The sequence below is a fragment of the Listeria sp. LM90SB2 genome (genome assembly GCF_028867355.1).
GTDB classification, from domain to species: domain Bacteria; phylum Bacillota; class Bacilli; order Lactobacillales; family Listeriaceae; genus Listeria; species Listeria monocytogenes_B.
Genome location: NZ_CP046449.1, coordinates 365,573 through 381,910, shown reverse-complemented (window position 1 = coordinate 381,910; position 16,338 = coordinate 365,573). Strand labels below are relative to the sequence as shown.

Sequence of the window (16,338 nt, the reverse complement as noted above, 5' to 3'; positions counted from 1 at the left end):
TCAGATTACTTATTGGCAAAAAAATACAGTCAAAAAGCTCCCTCAGGCTTCTTGAGTGATAGAATAAACAGAGCTCGGCTATAATTCTTCCGCTACGCATTCTCAAATTGTACGTGGACCTTTTTATGCATCAAAGACTTCGTAATAAAATCTTTCTCCTTCACCTCGACTACGAATTTCAATTTTTTATGTGTTGCCCAATATTCCCAAAAATCGATGAACATGTGCAAATCGATAATATTTTCTTCCATTCGTGCTTGCTGACTCATCGTGTATTTTATTTCATGTAGACACGGGGTAAAAGCAAGGGTTTGTTCCACTGAGCAGCCTTCGATATGTTTAGAAATAATGAATTTCCATTTTTTTAGCATTCTTAGTTTCCCTATAAAAAACGCTTCTTGTTCTTGGATGGAAAAGTGTTTTTTAATTTCTGGTGTGTCTTCACCGATAAATTCAATCGTTATCCGTTTACTAAAATCTTTTAAATGCTCTAAAAAGAGAATGGTTTCGCGGAAATGCAATTGGGATAATGTTAGTTTGATAATAAAATGTTGATTCCAAAGTTCTTTCACGATTTTTTGGACTTCTTTTTCAAACCATAACATAAATCTTGAATATTCCATCGTGCTTTCTAAACAAATTTGATATGGAAAAACTTCCCCATTTAATAAATTATTGTGTTTTTTTAAGACTTTTATTTCTTTCTTTTGCACTTGTCTACTCGTTGCATCGTAATGATTTTGTAAATGGATTTGATACTTTTTCTCTAACAAAGAATCGCCTCTTCCTTTGTGAAATTCTTTACAATAAATATCATACATCTTTTCCAAAATGGGTATTTCTAATGTCGGATATATTAGTTAAAACACCACCACAACAATCTGCGGCGGTGTTTTAATCTACGTTATGCTTATCTTAATTTTTTACTTCCGACTGCCAAAAATACGCCTAAAATTAAAACGAGTCCTATAAGTCTTAGCAGGTTTAATAGTCCGGCATCGTCATCCCCTGTTTTAGGAAGAGTTTGCTTAACTACTTTAGTCTTAACTACTTTGCTTTCAGGTGTTTTTATTGTAAGAATAGTTGGTTTCGCTGGAGTAATAGGTTTTATAATAGCATCTTTTTTATACACATAATTGACTGTTACATCACTTGTTCCAAAAGCACCTATTTGGTTCTTTGGTGCAGCTACTAGGCTATATCCTGGAATCAAGTGAGCTTTCGTTGTATAAGCGTCATGAATGTGATAAGTTTTTGCATCAACTGTTGGTAATGCTATTTCGTTGCCTTGTTGATCTTTAAAAGTAGAAGTAAGTTGATAATCATTTGCTTTATACACATAATTTACTTGAATATCACTTGCATTAAAAGTACCCGTTTCGTTCGTTGGTGTTTTTTCTAAACTGTAACCCGGAATCACGGCTGCTTTAGATGTGTAAGTGTCATGAATATGGTATTTTTGTGCGTCTACTTCTGCTGCTTTTAATTCGTTTCCTTGAGCATCTTTAAATGTCGAAGTTAGCGTGTAATCATTTGTTTGGTACACGTAATTCACAGTTACATTGCTCGCTCCAAAAGTACCTTGGTCATTCTTAGGTGTTGCCACTAATGTATAGCCCGGAATGATTGCTGCAGTTGTTTTGTATGTGTCTTGGATATGATAAGTTTTCGCGTCTACTTTAGGTGCTTGTAGTTCTTTGCCGTTTGCGTCTTTGTAGGTAGTTGTTAACGTATAATCATTTGCTTTATATACGTAATTAACTGTTTCATCACTTGCGCCAAATACACCTTTTTCATTGGCTGGTGTAGTTGTTAATGTGTAACCTGAAATGTTTAGCGCCGTTGCAGTGTATGGGTCGTTAATATTGTATGTTTTTGTATCAATGGCTAGTGGTTTTAAGTCTTTACCTTGTGTGTCTTTATATGTTGTGATTAATGCATAACCATTCGCTTTATATACATAATTAACTGTTACATTACTGGCACCAAATGTTCCTTTTTTGTTCGATGGTGTTGCCACTAATGTATAGCCCGGAATTGTTACGCCGCTAGTCGCATAGCCATCCTTAATAATAAATCCTTTTTTCACGATAGCTGGTTTTAGTTCTGTTCCTTGTACATTTTTGAAAGTGGAAGTTAAGGTATATTCATTCGCTTTGTAAACATAATTGACTGTCACATTGCTCGTATTAAATGTACCTGTTTGATTTGTTGGTGCTGCCACTAATGTGTAGCCTGGAATGGTTGCTGCGCTAGTAGAATAGTTATCTTTTGTATGGTAAGTTTTGCTGTCTACGACTGGCGCTTTTAATTCTTTGCCGTTTGCATCTTTGTAGGTCGAAGTTAATGTGTAATCATCTGCTTTGTATACATAGTTGACTGTTACATTCGCCGCGCCAAATGTACCTGATTGATTCGCTGGTGCTGCGACTAATGTATAACCTGGAATAGTAGCTCCTGTCGTAGTATAAGTGTCTCTAATGTGATATTTTTGACTGTCTATGACTGGCGTTTTTAATTCCTTACCTTGCGCATCTTTATATGTTGAAGTTAGTGTGTAGTCATTGGCTTTGTAGACATAATTCACGGTTACATCACTCGCGCCAAATGTACCTGTTTGATTCGTTGGAGCCGCGACTAATGTATAACCTGGAATAGCAATATCACTCGTCGTGTAACCATCCTGAATATGGTACGTTTTCGAATCTACTTTTGGTAAAGCTAAATCATTCCCTTGTTGATCTTTATACGTCGAAGTTAGTTTATAAGCAACTGCTTGGTACACATAGTTCACTTGGATATCCGTGCTACCAAAAGTACCTGATTGGTTCGCTGGTGTTGCGACTAATGTATAGCCAGGAATGACAGCTGCAGTTGTAGCATAGTTATCTTGAATATGATACGTTTTGCTATCTACAACGGGTGGTTTTAACTCCGTTCCTTGCGCATCTTTATATGTCGAAGTTAATTTTAAGTCTGTTAATTTATACACATAATTAACCGTGACATCGCTCGTATGGAAGGTTCCTGTTTCGTTCGCAGGTGTCGCTACTAGCGTATAACCCGGAATGGTTGCTGCACTTGTAGAATAGTTGTCTTGAATATGATATTTTTTACTATCTACAACGGGTTGTTTTAATTCTTTACCTTGCGCATCTTTGTACGTCGAAGTTAATGTATAATCTTCTGCTTTATAAACGTAATCAACCGTAATATCGCTTGTTCCAAAATTACCTTGGTTGTTTGTAGGGGTCGTCACTAATGTGTAGCCTGGGATCGTTTTGGCAGTTGTTGTATAGGGATCGTTCACGTGATAGGTTTTAGTATCGACATCATCTGGTGCGATTGTCTTCCCTTGTTGATCTTTAAATGTAGAAGTTAATTGATAGCCATTTGCTTGATATACGTAATGAACAGTGATGTTTGACGAACCAAATGTCCCAGTAGCGTTGGTTGGTGTTGCTACTAACGTATAACCTGGGAAAACTGCGGCTGTTGTTGTATACGTGTCTTGATAATGATACGTTGTCGCATCTACCACTGGTGCTTTTAGTTCTTGACCGTTCGTATCTTTGTAAGTGGAAGTGAGCGTATAATCGTCTTTTTTGTATACATAATTAACCGTGACATTCCCAGCTCCAAAAGTTCCGTTCTGATTAGCAGGTGTTGCAACTAAAGAATAGCCCGGAATGGTTGCTGCTGTTGTAGTATAGTTGTCTTGGATATGGTAATCTTTTGTATCCACAACTGGCGCTTTCAGTTCTTGACCTTGGGCATCTTTGAAAGTAGATGTTAGTTTATAATCATTTGCGCTGTATACATAGTTGACTGTAGCCGGGTTCATGGTGAATGTACCATTTTGATTGGCTGGTGTTGCAACTAAAGTATAGCCTGGGAAAGTTTTTTGTGTCGTTGTATAAGGGTCCCCGTCTTTACCATTTAAAATGACAGGTGGCGCAAGTTCTTGTCCTTTTGTATCTTCATGTTTCACTGTAATAGGTCCGCCGTTTAGCGCAGTGATGTTTACTGTAACTTGTGTTCTGGCAAATTTGTTCGATTGCGTGGAAAACTTGCTCTTGATGAAAATGGTCGCTTGACCCGGTGCTGCTGCTACGCCATTGTGGATTAGTGAACTTGAACCATCATCATAATACTCGAATTCGTGTTGCGCGAGTAAAGTTCGTCCAGATGTTAGTGCGAGTTTCGTTTTGTCTGGTGTTAATTGATTAAAATCAGTTCCAACAGGTACATCAATGGTATATCCAGGTGTTGTAGTTAGTTGGTCTTGTTTTTGATAGTTGTTATCGTAAAATTCTAATAGGTTATCCCCATTATTAAACTGGCTTATATAGTTAGCAGGAATATTGGTTACAATCTGGTTCCCTGCAGCCATTAAGTCTAAGTCTCCCCCAGTAGCATTTGTCCAGTTCGTAGTGAAAATTGCGTCTGGAACCTTCACTAAATGGTTATTTAATATCCCTAAGAATTTCAAATGACTCGCCATATTTGTTATTGTGGCAGGGATTTCTTCTATTGTTCCCCCAGAAACTTGTAATTCTTCTAACTTAGGTAGTTGGAAAGCAATCATTGGAAAGGTGCTTAAATTATTATCATTCAGAACTAAGATTTTTAACTCCTTTAAATTCCCCACTGAGTTAGATACGGAAGATAATGTTCCATTCTTAACTTCTAACGTAGTTAAATGAGTTAACATATCGATATTAGTCGGAATATCACTTGCCCCTGTTACTCGCAAGGCAGTTATAGCTTCTAAATCTGTCTGTGTAATATTCGCTCTCGTCTTACCAGTTTCTTTTTCAATCTCTTTTATAAACGGTTCATTACTATTCATGGTTTGTTCTAACCATGTAGGTGTGCTTGCAGAAACAGCCGTAAAACTAACTGTATTGATAATAACTACAAGCGCAATTAATGCAATAAATATTTTCTTTAAAATAACAATCTTCCTCCTTTTAACGCTAAATTTGCAGTGTCAGTTGGCAATTTATTCCTTTGCCAAAGCCCCTCCCTTCACTGTCAATATGGCTTTAAGCCGTACTTCAGTCTATATAATACTATGCGGAGTCTTAAAATTTTCTAATGTCGCATATATACTACTCAAAAAAAGAAAACCAAAAAGAATAGTCCTTTTTAGCTTTCATTCCATCGTTTTTATATCGTTGTTTTCCCTCGCAAATTGCCGGTACATGGTTTCATACTCTATCGCTTTATTCTCATAACCTAATGCCCGCAAAATAGCTACTGCCTGCTCGATTTCTTCGCCACCCTCGCGCTCTTCGCCTTCTCCCCACCGTACAATTCCACGATAATACATACAAAGAATTTTGAAATAAGTACCATCACAGTCCTCACTAATTTTTTCTAAGCTTTTTATCATTAGCTCCATATGCTCTATTTCATTTCTCTCTATAAAATCATCCATGATACTAGCCAGCGCCGATTGTAAAATGCTTCTTCCTCGTTCAAAATGGCGGTATCTATCCAGCGTGTTTAACAATTTATAATAGAACGGTACTCGGCTTTTCAGTGGCAAATAGTGCATCATCCGCGTAAATAAAAAGATATCCTGCAATGTCCAAAAAACCGCTTCAATCAAATAATTCTCCAAAATTTGAACCGCTTTTTTGTCCACCACTTGTTTGCCTTTTATATGATCTAACTCCAGTTTTATCGCCGCGCTTTTCACTTGATTAACTTTTCCTTTTTCTAATGATATTTTTTGGTAAAGGGATTCCCAAGCGCTTGCTTCATCCGTTTTACATGTCCGCGCGTAAGTTTCCCAAAAATCTTCCTTCTCCGGCAACTCCTCTTGATGATACATTAAGAAAAATTCCTCCATACTCACCATTAACTTAGCGACAATTTTCTCGAGTAATAGGCTTGATATTGCATGTGTCCCCTTTTCAAATTCAATTGCATAAGATTTACTAATAACCCCTGTGTACACTTCTTTTTGGGAGATTTTTTTAGACTGTCTTATTTGCCGAATCAGCTCACCATAACTTATCATCCGAAGACCTCCTCTTAGCTCAATTCTTGCCTTTATTTTACATTCCTTTCTTTTCTCTCTGTAAATAGTGCTATATATAGTACATAAAACATCTTTACCACAAACAAAAAAACACTAAAACGACTCCATTTTAGTGTTTTTTAAATAGAAATTCTTCGGATAGTTAATCTTCTACTTGGATATTTTCTTTTTCTAAAAATTGTTTTAATACCACGCTATACAAATCTGCTATTGCTTCATAATGCAGTTCTTTCCATGTTTGAATGGCTCTTTTGGCTTGGCGATAGCCCTTTTCCACTTCGCCTTCTTTCATCCAAATAGCCCCTTGATAATAATTGGCTACTATTCGATAAAAAGCACTGTTAAAACTACCACTTGTTTCAGATGCTTCTTTTAATTTTTCGAGTACTAGATTCGCATAATTGATTTTATTCTGTATGATGAGTTCATCTGTCAGATTAGCAAATAGATGGCAAAATAGCAGTCTTCCTCTATCATAGTACCTATACTTTTCATACGATTTCAACATAATTTGATAAAAGTGAATTTGTACTTCTTCCTCAAAAAATGATATGCCGTTGGAAAAAATACGAACCTCTTCTAAAGTCCACGTCTGCATTTTCCAAAGATAGTCATGAATAATTTTTTTATATTCATCAGAAATATTCGATTCATCAAACACATTCGTACGCAAATAATGATTAATCGTTTGAATTCTCGTATGAAGTATCGCTTTTCTAACTTCTGTCTGCTCCGTTCGCTCTAAAGTTATTTTATCTAGCAACGCCTGCATCCCTACAACATCATTTTTACCTGATAGCTCGACGAAATCAATCCAAAAACTATCATCCTCTGTCGAAGAAAAGTCTCTGTAAATAAAAAAGAATTCATCTAAAGGAACCATGATCCGCTTTAAAATTTCTTCAAACAAACTCAAAGTAATCTCGTGTTTTCCTTTTTCAAATCCGATTGCATAAGACCTAGATATAATTCCTGTGTATACCTCTTTTTGAGTCAAACCTTTAGATAGCCGTATTTCCCGAATCAATTCGCCATATGAACCCATATGATATCCCCCTAATTAAGTTCTTCCATTTCAAAAAGTCGGAATGCAGTATCTATGTCTATGCTTTAATTTCTCTACTCCAAACAATTTAGGAATCATTGCTCTTAAAATATATACCCTAAACACTAGTATTTTAATTCTTTTAAAAGCGAAAAGCTACTTACAATATCGTCATCTTTCTTTTGTAAGTATTAATAGCACAAAAAAAGAATGTCATTTTTCACATTCTCTTTAAAAATATGGTTATGAATTGTTTATTAGTCTTTTTTATTTCACTTCATAATTAGCACGTTTTAAAAGCTCCACTTTGTTTGTATCAGGATTATTTTCTTGATATTGCACGGCCGTTAATTCGTGAATTCCTCTTTTTAATTCTGCTTTACTTAATTGAATTTGAAAGGAAAGTTCGCCGCCACCTTGTTCCATTTGGACGATGTAGCCATCAATATAAACATAGGTCAAACTCACCGTACTTAATTCTTTCATATGAACTTCCAATTTTTCTACAGATTCCGCCTCTTCATAAACACAAGGCAGATCACCTTGACTTGAAATTCCATCCGTGGCAAGAAGTTCTATCCATCCTTTTTTCGTATCAGTTGGAGGGAAATGCTGTTTTCCCCTTTTAGCCGGCACACCGGAAACATCTCCATTCCCGCTGTCCACGCATGCTAATAATGCCACTAATACTATCAATAGTAATAATATGAGCAACCATCGACTTTTTCGCAACATAGTGACACTCCCTTTTTACAACAATACAATGGTTTTATTTTTCCAGAAAAAATGTAGAATATATACTACATAAAACCCAAATCAGTGAAACGTTTTCATAAATATGCTAAACTCTCTTTGTAAAACATTCCAATGAAAAGAAGGATGTGGAAAAATGTTCAGTGTAACTACTTTTAACATTCGTTTTGATGATACCTCTGAGCGGAAAAAGAGCTGGGAATTGCGTAAAACACTAACAAAATCATTACTTGATAAATATCAATGGGATTTCATGGGAGTGGAGGAACCCCTTCTGCCACAAATGCGCGACATGAAAGAAATGCAAAATTGGGATTATTTTGGTGTAGGACGAGATGATGGTTTTGAAAAAGGAGAATTTACTGCTGTTTTTTATAATTCTACTCGTTTCACCTTGTTGCAAGAAGGGCATTTTTGGCTTTCCGAAACGCCTGAGGTTCCTTCCATTCACTCAACAGCCATGTTTCCACGAATTTGCGTTTGGGGAAAACTAGAAGATTCAACGGATGGAAAGCAATTTTATATTTTCAATACACATTTAGATCATATCTCTGAAGAAGCTCGGCTATTCGCAAGCCAACTTTTACTACATAAAGCGAGCTTGATTCAAGAAGATTTACCGGTAATTTTACTTGGAGATTTCAATACAGAGCCTAGTACACCGACGTACAACTTAATAACTCAAAGATATCAGGATGCGCAGTTACTTTCTAAAACTCCTGTTAAAGGACCCCTTGGTAGTTTTCATGATTTTCAACCACTCCGACCTGAAAGCGAGCTAGAAAAAATTGATTACATCTTTGTGTCTAATGAGTTCCACATCTGCTCTTACGAAACTAGCACAGACGAAATAGACGGCTGTTCTGCTTCTGATCATTTTCCTGTGATGGCAGTAGTAGGATGGACATAAAAAAAGAGAAGACGATATTCGTCTTCTCTTCTACTCATAACATTTCTTTAATCATTTTATAAAGCGCAAAGCCCATTTCCGTATCATTTTTATGTACTTTTAAGGAAATTGGTGCAGAGAAAGATGTATTTTGTGTCACGACTGTATTGCCGTCAACGCCAATTTTTAAGTCAAAATCACGGTCCAAAGTTCCAGCTGTCTCAATAGAAACATATTTTAATGCTTTCTTCGGGAAAAACTTATATTCTACTTTCTTTCCAGTTATTCCTTGAGCATCCACATTAAAAATCCCTTTAGAAGTAATAATAACTTCATCTCTTACAAACTTAAAAATCTGAATAATTGTTTCATCTTCTCCTAAAAATCTCTCAATGCCATAAGAAGATTCGGTAACTACGGCAGCTTTTCCCAACAACTTGTCTAACATTTAACCCATCCTTTTTATTTACATTATTTTATTCTACAAAAAGCCTCTTTCAATCAAAAGTCTATAACATTAGAAAAAAATAACTCCCCCGCTTAATTTCTTCCCAGTGAGTAAAATTTTAATAGTTAGAGGATGAATATAATCTTATTATATTCGCTAGTTCGGCTTTAGTCTAGTGTCATTTTCGAACAACTAATTATTTAGAAAGTATTATCAAAAATAGAACAGATTTCTTTTAATTTATTAAAAAAATAAAGCTGTCTTTCTCCTATGTTCCAGGAAAAAACAGCTTTATTTTTAAAACGCCTTACTAATAACACTCAAACCAATAAATAAGAAAAGAACCGCCATAATCACTGAATTGTTTTGGATAAGCCATTTACGCGTGCTATCCAATGCGTTGTTAAGTTTGCTCCCAGCTAATAAAAAAGCAATGGTAGGAATATAAATCGAACAACAAGCGATAATGCCAAAAATAATCGTTGCCGTTGTTTCTTGCCCACCAGATAAATTCAGCGCCCCAACGCTCACTCCCGCTGTAAGTGAAAGCAACATATTTTTTGGATTCACTGCTGAAAGCACAAACGCAAACATCATCGCGCCTCCCGGTTTAATATTGCTCATTTTTTCAAACCATTTTGGTGTTGCAGCCTGCTCCCCGTTTTTAGGACGTTTTGTAAAGTCATGTGCGCCTAGAAGTATAAGTAAAGCCCCCAGCACAATAAGTACCACTTTGACCAAGGTTGACTGATCTCCGGACGAACTAACCGCTGAACTCATTAAGAATAACCCAATAAAGAAAATAGCTATATTCCCAACAATCCAACCTACCGTATAAAAAATACTGTTAATCCGAGCCTTGTTGCTAAGTAAAATCAAAATAAGTCCTACAATTGGAAATGGGCTAATCAAAATCCCCACTGCCGGTGACAAAATAGCTGAAAACGCTGATCCCACGCTGACTCCTCCTCTGTATATATCTTTACTAATGAAAAAATCATCTTCATTAGACCGTTCCTTTTACCTAGTTCCCTCTAATCCCGGCTAACAAACAATTGTCGGTATATCTTTTTCTCAGAAGAACAAAAATGCTTTTATCGGAGCGTTTGACTAAAAAAAGACTTTTTTCAAGGGATACAATGTAGTTATTAGCCAATTGTGGCGAATTAGACATAATTTCACTTCATAAACCGGAAATACAACTCATTTCACTACTATTTTTAGCATCCTGATAATAGTATGCTAAGCTCACAAGATTATTTCTATTGGAGGAAAGACCACTTAATGAATAAATATTTTAAGAACTTAGCAACTGTATTATTTACTGTCTCCCTTTTAACTACTTCTATTACTGCCTTACCTGCGATGGCATCCGCATATGAAGAAACACATTATGCCTCAACTATTTATATTAGCCCTTTAGATGCGCCCCATGTTGGTGACACGAAAATCACTGGAAAAACCACAGCATTATCATCTTTTGCCATAGCAATTTATACCCCAGAAGGCAGGCTCACTGGAACATTCTTTGGCACTACCAATGCAGCTGGTACCTACGCTGTTGATTTATCCGATTTCACTTATTATGATCCTCTTGGCTACGAAGCTAGTGGCAATGTAATTTTAGAGAAAGGGGCCATGGTTCGTTCAATGACAGAAACTAATAGCGATTTAATCAAAACAGTAACCATCAACTACAACTATATCCAAACAGCCATTAATGAGCTGTTTCTAAATAATGATCCAACAGGAACTATTTTAGCTGCAACAGATCAAAACGCTATTAACGCTGTGCAGGAACAAATTAATACTGTAACTAGTTCAGAAAAAGAAACTTTCCAAGAACAACTTAATAATGCTCAACAACAACTGGATGCGCGCATAGCACAAGAACAGGCAGCCATACAAGCTGTCAACCAACTTTTCCTAGAGGATAATCCAGCAAACTCGATTAAAGCTGAAACTACGCAAGACTTGATTGACCAAGCTCAAACGCTTGTCGATGTTCTTCCTGCTTCCGAGTTAAAAGATACGCTTCAGGCCAACATTGTAAAAGCTCAAACAGAACTAGACGAACGTTCCAAACCTGTAACACCACCAAAAAACGATCCAGAAACTGATAACCCAGAAGAGCCAGTCACACCAGTAGATCCAGCAACTCCAACACCTGACGAACCATCTACACCAACAGATCCAGCAACCCCAACACCTGACGAACCATCTACACCAACAGATCCAGCAACACCTGAAAAACCAGAAATCACCACTCCAGAAAATCCAGAATCAACGGTAGTAGAATCTGATTCTAGCGAAAATGAACCAGAAAAATCCGCCGATTCAAAAATAGTAAACAACCCGATTCAAATTACTAGTCAAGCAACAAAAACAGCAACAAAACAAGCAACAAAACAAGCAAAATCCAGCGTAACAAAAACAACTACTTTGCCAATTCCTAAAACAGGGGACACTGAAACCACATCTAGCATTTTATTCGGTACACTTATGCTCGCTTCCCTTGCCCTTTTTAGACGTAAAAAATAGTCAAAACACCGGCTCAAAATAGAGTCGGTGTTATTTGTTTTCGTTGACTATCTTCCTTATTTTTGCTATATTTTAACTATAAATCGGAATGTTACCGACGAAAGCCGGGCATAACCAAATATTTTTCTAAGTACCGTGTTTTTTTTGCATGTATTTAGAAAAGTATTTGGTTTTTTTCATAGATACTTTAAAATGTAGAAAAGGAGTTTTTAACATGCATACAAATACAGGATTTCCAGCCAACTTTTTATGGGGTGGAGCTGCTGCTGCAAACCAATTCGAAGGCGCTTACAACGTCGATGGAAAAGGACTTTCCGTTCAAGATGTTACTCCAAAAGGCGGATTTGGTCACATTACTGACGGTCCAACACCAGATAACTTAAAATTAGAAGGAATTGACTTCTATCATCGCTACAAAGATGACGTGAAACTTTTTGCCGAAATGGGCTTCAAGGTTTTCCGTACTTCCATCGCTTGGTCCCGTATCTTCCCAAATGGTGACGAAACTGAGCCAAACGAAGCAGGATTACAATTTTACGATGATTTATTCGATGAACTTCTAGCACATAATATCGAACCACTGATTACTTTATCTCACTATGAAACACCACTTCACTTATCGAAAACTTACGACGGCTGGGTAAATAGAAAAATGATCGACTTCTATGAAAACTATGTCCGCACCGTGTTTAATCGCTACAAAGGCAAAGTAAAATATTGGCTCACTTTCAATGAAATCAACTCCATTTTACACGCACCATTCATGAGCGGCGGTATTTCTACAAGCCCAGATAAATTATCTCAAAAAGACTTATATCAAGCTGTCCACCACGAACTTGTGGCGAGCGCGCTGGCTACAAAAATTGGTCACGAAATCATGCCCGAAGCCCAAATCGGCTGCATGGTCCTAGCAATGCCAACTTATCCGCTAACTTCCAACCCAGATGATATTATCGCTGTTATGGAAGCAGAGCGCAAAAACTACTTCTTCTCCGATGTTCATGTCCGCGGAACTTATCCGGGCTACATGAAACGCTATTTCAGAGAAAATAATATTGAATTAGACGTAACAGAAGAAGACCTAGAAATCCTTAAAAACACAGTAGATTTCATTTCCTTCAGCTATTACATGAGCACAACCGAAACAGCTGACGAGTCAAAACGCAAAGCTGGCGCAGGAAACATCCTAGGCGGCGTACAAAACCCTTACCTAGAAGCATCCGAATGGGGCTGGCAAATCGACCCTCAAGGCTTGCGCGTTGTCCTAAACGAATTCTGGGATAGATACCAAAAACCACTTTTCATCGTAGAAAACGGTCTTGGCGCTATCGATCAACTAGAAAAAGACGAAAACGGCAACTACACAGTAAATGATGACTACCGTATTAATTATTTGAGCGCTCATTTATCGCAAGTGAAAGAAGCGATTAAAGATGGCGTTGACTTGATGGGTTACACTTCATGGGGCTGTATTGACCTTGTAAGTGCCTCCACTGCTGAAATGAAAAAACGTTACGGCTTTATCTATGTCGATCGCAACAACGACGGCACAGGTACGCTAAACCGTTATAAGAAGAAAAGTTTTGGTTGGTACAAGAACGTTATTGCTACCAATGGTGAAGATTTATAAAAATGAGAAACCCAGGTTTGCCTTTTTTAAGAGGGGTAACCTGGGTTTTTTAATTGCTTGATAACGGAGTAGCAATCATCCGACCGAGTTATCGCTGAAATAACCGATACCCCGTCCGCACCTGCTGTGAGAACCTCAGCTGAATTTGTTTCATTAATTCCGCCAATCCCGACAATTGGTAGCTTAATTCCAGCCCGGCGAATTTCTTCCAAAATTGCCGTTCCACTCACTGACTCTGCATCCGCTTTTGAAATCGTGGGAAAAATGGGCCCAACGCCGATATAATCCACCGCTCCAAGTCGTTCTGCTTCCTCCGCTTCACTAACCGAATGAACCGAAAGTCCGATTTTCATTTTTCCAGCGCAACTCGCGATAACTTGGCGAATTTCCTCGTCGTTTTGCCCGACATGGATGCCGTCCGCGCCGATTTCGAGGGCTAGGGCGACATCATCGTTAATAATGAATGGCACTTGATATTTTGTGCATAATTGTTGGCATTCTAGCGCCATTTCTTTTCTTTCGGAAGCAGTTTGGAGTGAGCCTGCTCCTTTTTCGCGATATTGGAAACAAGTAATTCCGGCTTTCAGTGCTTCTTCTAACACACCTGGCAACGTTCCACGAACAATATCTTGCGTTCCAGCGATAAAATATACAGCTAGTTCAGCTCTCATTTCCCATCCTCCAATCGGTAGGCAAAATGGTTGGTTGGACCATGACCGTGACCAATTCCAAGCGGATATTTAATCGCACTTGTGATAAATTCTTTCGCAACCATGACACTATCCAAAAGCGAATTCCCTTTCGCAAGTTCAGCTGCAATACATGCCGAAAAAGTGCAACCAGTCCCGTGCGTATGCGGCGTATCAAAGCGCTCGCTCGTCAGCCATTTTGTCGTTTCGCCATCATAGTAAAAATCAGCCGCCTCACTCATTTCGCTATGCCCACCTTTAATAACAACCGCTTTTACACCTAAATCAAAAATTTTCTTAGCGGCTTGTTCAATTTCCGCCTTGGTTGTGATTTTTTCACCAAGAATTTCTTCCGCTTCTGGAATATTCGGCGTAATGATCGTACCAAGTGGCAAAAGCTCGTCTTTCAACACTTGGGTCGCCTCGTTTTCAAGCAAAGCAGTTCCACCTTTTGCAATCATCACAGGATCAATGACGATATTTGGGAAGTTGTGCAAACGGATATTCCGCGCCACTTCCCGGATAATTTCTGCATCTGCTAGCATTCCAGTTTTCACGGCGCTCACTTGAAAATCCTCTGCAATCGCGTCGCACTGTTCGCGGATCATTTCTACCGGGATTTTATGCACTGCTTTTACACCTAGCGTGTTTTGTGCCGTGATTGCCGTGATGACGGACATGCCAAAGGTTTTACGCTCTTGAAATGTCTTGATATCCGCTTGTATCCCCGCGCCGCCGCCAGAATCTGAACCAGCTATCGTTAATACTTGTTTGAAAATCATTTGTGTTCACCACTTTCTTGGATTTTAGCTTTGGCACGCGTTTTTTCGACCGACCAACTAGCAAGAGCATCTAAAAATTGTGGTCGAAATGAACCTGGAAGTTTTCTTTCTAATTCGATTTCCGCGTACTCAGAAGCCACCGCATAACTCGCGCATGCTTCGACACTAGCTCGAAAAGCATCATCCTGAACGGCCATAAAACTACCGCAAACTGCACTGAGCAAACAACCAGAACCAGTAATTCTTGGAAGCAGTGCGCTACCATTAGCCACTTTTGCAAAACGCGTTCCGTCTGAAATCACATCTACTTCGCCGCTAATAATAACAACCGTGCTCCATTCATTCGCCACTTTTTCAGCAATGCTCAGCACATCCGCCGAACCAACACCCGCATCCACGCCTTTCGCTTCCCAAGCTTCACCAGCAATCGCCGCAAGCTCTCCCGCATTTCCACGAATCGCCGTAAACTGGATTTCAGCCAATAATTCTTGCACCACTTTACGACGGTATGAAGTCGCACCAACACCGACCGGGTCAAGCACAACCGGCGTTCCAGCAACATTTGCCGCACGTCCAGCAATTTTCATCGCTGTAACAAGCTCCCCGTCTAGCGTCCCAATATTAATCACGAGCACATCCGCCATTTTCGCAAGTTCATCCATTTCCTCTTTCGCAGAAGCCATAATCGGTGACGCACCAATCGCAAGCAACCCGTTCGCCGAGTCATTCGCAACCACGATATTCGTAATATTATGTACCAACGGCCCTTTTTCCCACACCTTTTCCAACGTCATAAAATCAAACATAATTCACACTCCCACGCCAATTTTGTTTTTTATAAGCCATATCAAAAAATGCCCATTCCATTTCCACACTAATTTGAAAAGCCTGCTTCATGAGGGCAAGCTCCCGCGCATCCGCCATACTCGCCGCCTGTTCCACCAACCGCTTCTGCTGCAACACCACTTTTTGATAATTTTCATCCACATAACTATCCAACAACTCTTGATAAAATGGCTCCGAACTCCGCGCCCCTTCGTACATTTTCCCCATATCCGCATAAAGCGCATAACATGGCAAAAGCGCCGCAATCGTTACCCCAAAACTGCCAAAATCTGCCATCCGGTAAAGGTGAGAAGTATAATGATAAGCAGTTGGCGCTGGTTTGCGCTCGGAAAAATCACGCTCCGCTAGCCCAACCCGTGGATAAAACTGTTCGCGCATCAACAACTCTGATTGCTGAAGCCGCCTTTGTACTTCCCTCATTTCCGCAGCAAGTTCCGCCGTCCCCGCCTGTTCCACACTTTTCTCAATCACCTTCTCAAAATGTGACAAGTAATAATCATCCTGGAGCAAATAATAGTAAAACGCCTCCTTCTCAAGCGTCCCATCCGCCAAACTCTGCACAAATGGATGCTGCAACGTTTCTTGCCATAAATCCCCTACTTCTTCTTGAAAACCGTGAACAAACACTCAAACTCCTCCTTTTGAACAATAAAAAAAGCGCCC

14 protein-coding genes are annotated in these 16,338 nt (G+C 38.7%); 3 read left to right on the top strand and 11 right to left on the bottom strand.

The annotated features are described in order from the left end of the window. Positions 1–92: 92 nt before the first annotated feature. From GL301_RS01800 to GL301_RS01780, 5 genes are all read right to left on the bottom strand, one after another. Positions 93–773, bottom strand: a complete 681-nt coding sequence (locus GL301_RS01800; protein ID WP_009918199.1) for a hypothetical protein — start codon at positions 771–773, stop codon at positions 93–95. 137 nt (positions 774–910) lie between these two features. After that, positions 911–4,957: a MucBP domain-containing protein gene (locus GL301_RS01795; protein WP_074388213.1), complete on the bottom strand. Its 4,047-nt coding sequence runs from the start codon at positions 4,955–4,957 to the stop codon at positions 911–913. Between the two features lie 201 nt (positions 4,958–5,158). Next, positions 5,159–6,031, bottom strand: a complete 873-nt coding sequence (locus GL301_RS01790) for an Rgg/GadR/MutR family transcriptional regulator (RefSeq protein ID WP_003731046.1) — start codon at positions 6,029–6,031, stop codon at positions 5,159–5,161. Between the two features lie 163 nt (positions 6,032–6,194). Continuing rightward, complete coding sequence (locus GL301_RS01785) at positions 6,195–7,097, bottom strand: XRE/MutR family transcriptional regulator (protein WP_003724257.1); 903 nt, start codon at positions 7,095–7,097, stop codon at positions 6,195–6,197. 267 nt (positions 7,098–7,364) lie between these two features. Then, positions 7,365–7,829 (bottom strand): superoxide dismutase, encoded by a 465-nt coding sequence (locus GL301_RS01780; protein WP_072219623.1) that lies wholly within the window; start codon positions 7,827–7,829, stop codon positions 7,365–7,367. A 157-nt stretch (positions 7,830–7,986) separates the two neighbouring features. Between GL301_RS01780 and GL301_RS01775 the strand changes: the two genes are divergently transcribed. Further along, positions 7,987–8,760, top strand: coding sequence for an endonuclease/exonuclease/phosphatase family protein (locus GL301_RS01775; protein ID WP_070298237.1), 774 nt, complete (start codon positions 7,987–7,989; stop codon positions 8,758–8,760). Between the two features lie 34 nt (positions 8,761–8,794). On the opposite strand, the gene GL301_RS01770 is transcribed toward GL301_RS01775, so the two are convergent. Further along, complete coding sequence (locus tag GL301_RS01770; RefSeq protein WP_003724254.1) at positions 8,795–9,187, bottom strand: PH domain-containing protein; 393 nt, start codon at positions 9,185–9,187, stop codon at positions 8,795–8,797. A gap of 297 nt (positions 9,188–9,484) precedes the next feature. Beyond that, positions 9,485–10,144 carry a GAP family protein gene (locus tag GL301_RS01765; protein WP_003728031.1) on the bottom strand — a complete coding sequence of 220 codons (660 nt, stop codon included), beginning with the start codon at positions 10,142–10,144 and terminating at the stop codon, positions 9,485–9,487. 327 nt (positions 10,145–10,471) lie between these two features. Between GL301_RS01765 and vip the strand changes: the two genes are divergently transcribed. Continuing rightward, positions 10,472–11,728, top strand: coding sequence for a cell invasion LPXTG protein Vip (gene vip / locus GL301_RS01760; RefSeq protein ID WP_014929162.1), 1,257 nt, complete (start codon positions 10,472–10,474; stop codon positions 11,726–11,728). Positions 11,729–11,942: 214 nt separating this feature from the next. Then, positions 11,943–13,358: a glycoside hydrolase family 1 protein gene (locus tag GL301_RS01755; protein WP_003724251.1), complete on the top strand. Its 1,416-nt coding sequence runs from the start codon at positions 11,943–11,945 to the stop codon at positions 13,356–13,358. A 26-nt stretch (positions 13,359–13,384) separates the two neighbouring features. Here GL301_RS01755 and thiE read toward each other — a convergent pair whose 3' ends face one another. Genes thiE through tenA form a run of 4 tightly spaced genes read right to left on the bottom strand, consistent with a single transcriptional unit; the run spans position 13,385 to position 16,302 of the window. Then, on the bottom strand, positions 13,385–14,029 hold the full coding sequence (gene thiE, locus GL301_RS01750; RefSeq protein WP_010958718.1) for a thiamine phosphate synthase: 645 nt from the start codon (positions 14,027–14,029) through the stop codon (positions 13,385–13,387). Then, positions 14,026–14,829 (bottom strand): bifunctional hydroxymethylpyrimidine kinase/phosphomethylpyrimidine kinase, encoded by an 804-nt coding sequence (gene thiD / locus GL301_RS01745; RefSeq protein WP_003724249.1) that lies wholly within the window; start codon positions 14,827–14,829, stop codon positions 14,026–14,028. The genes thiE and thiD overlap by 4 nt, the downstream gene beginning before the upstream one ends. After that, positions 14,826–15,635: a hydroxyethylthiazole kinase gene (gene thiM / locus GL301_RS01740; protein ID WP_003724248.1), complete on the bottom strand. Its 810-nt coding sequence runs from the start codon at positions 15,633–15,635 to the stop codon at positions 14,826–14,828. Before thiM ends, thiD begins: the two co-directional genes overlap by 4 nt. Further along, entirely contained in the window at positions 15,628–16,302 is a 675-nt protein-coding gene (tenA, locus tag GL301_RS01735; protein WP_003734561.1) for a thiaminase II, read from the bottom strand. Before tenA ends, thiM begins: the two co-directional genes overlap by 8 nt. Positions 16,303–16,338 lie beyond the last annotated feature (36 nt).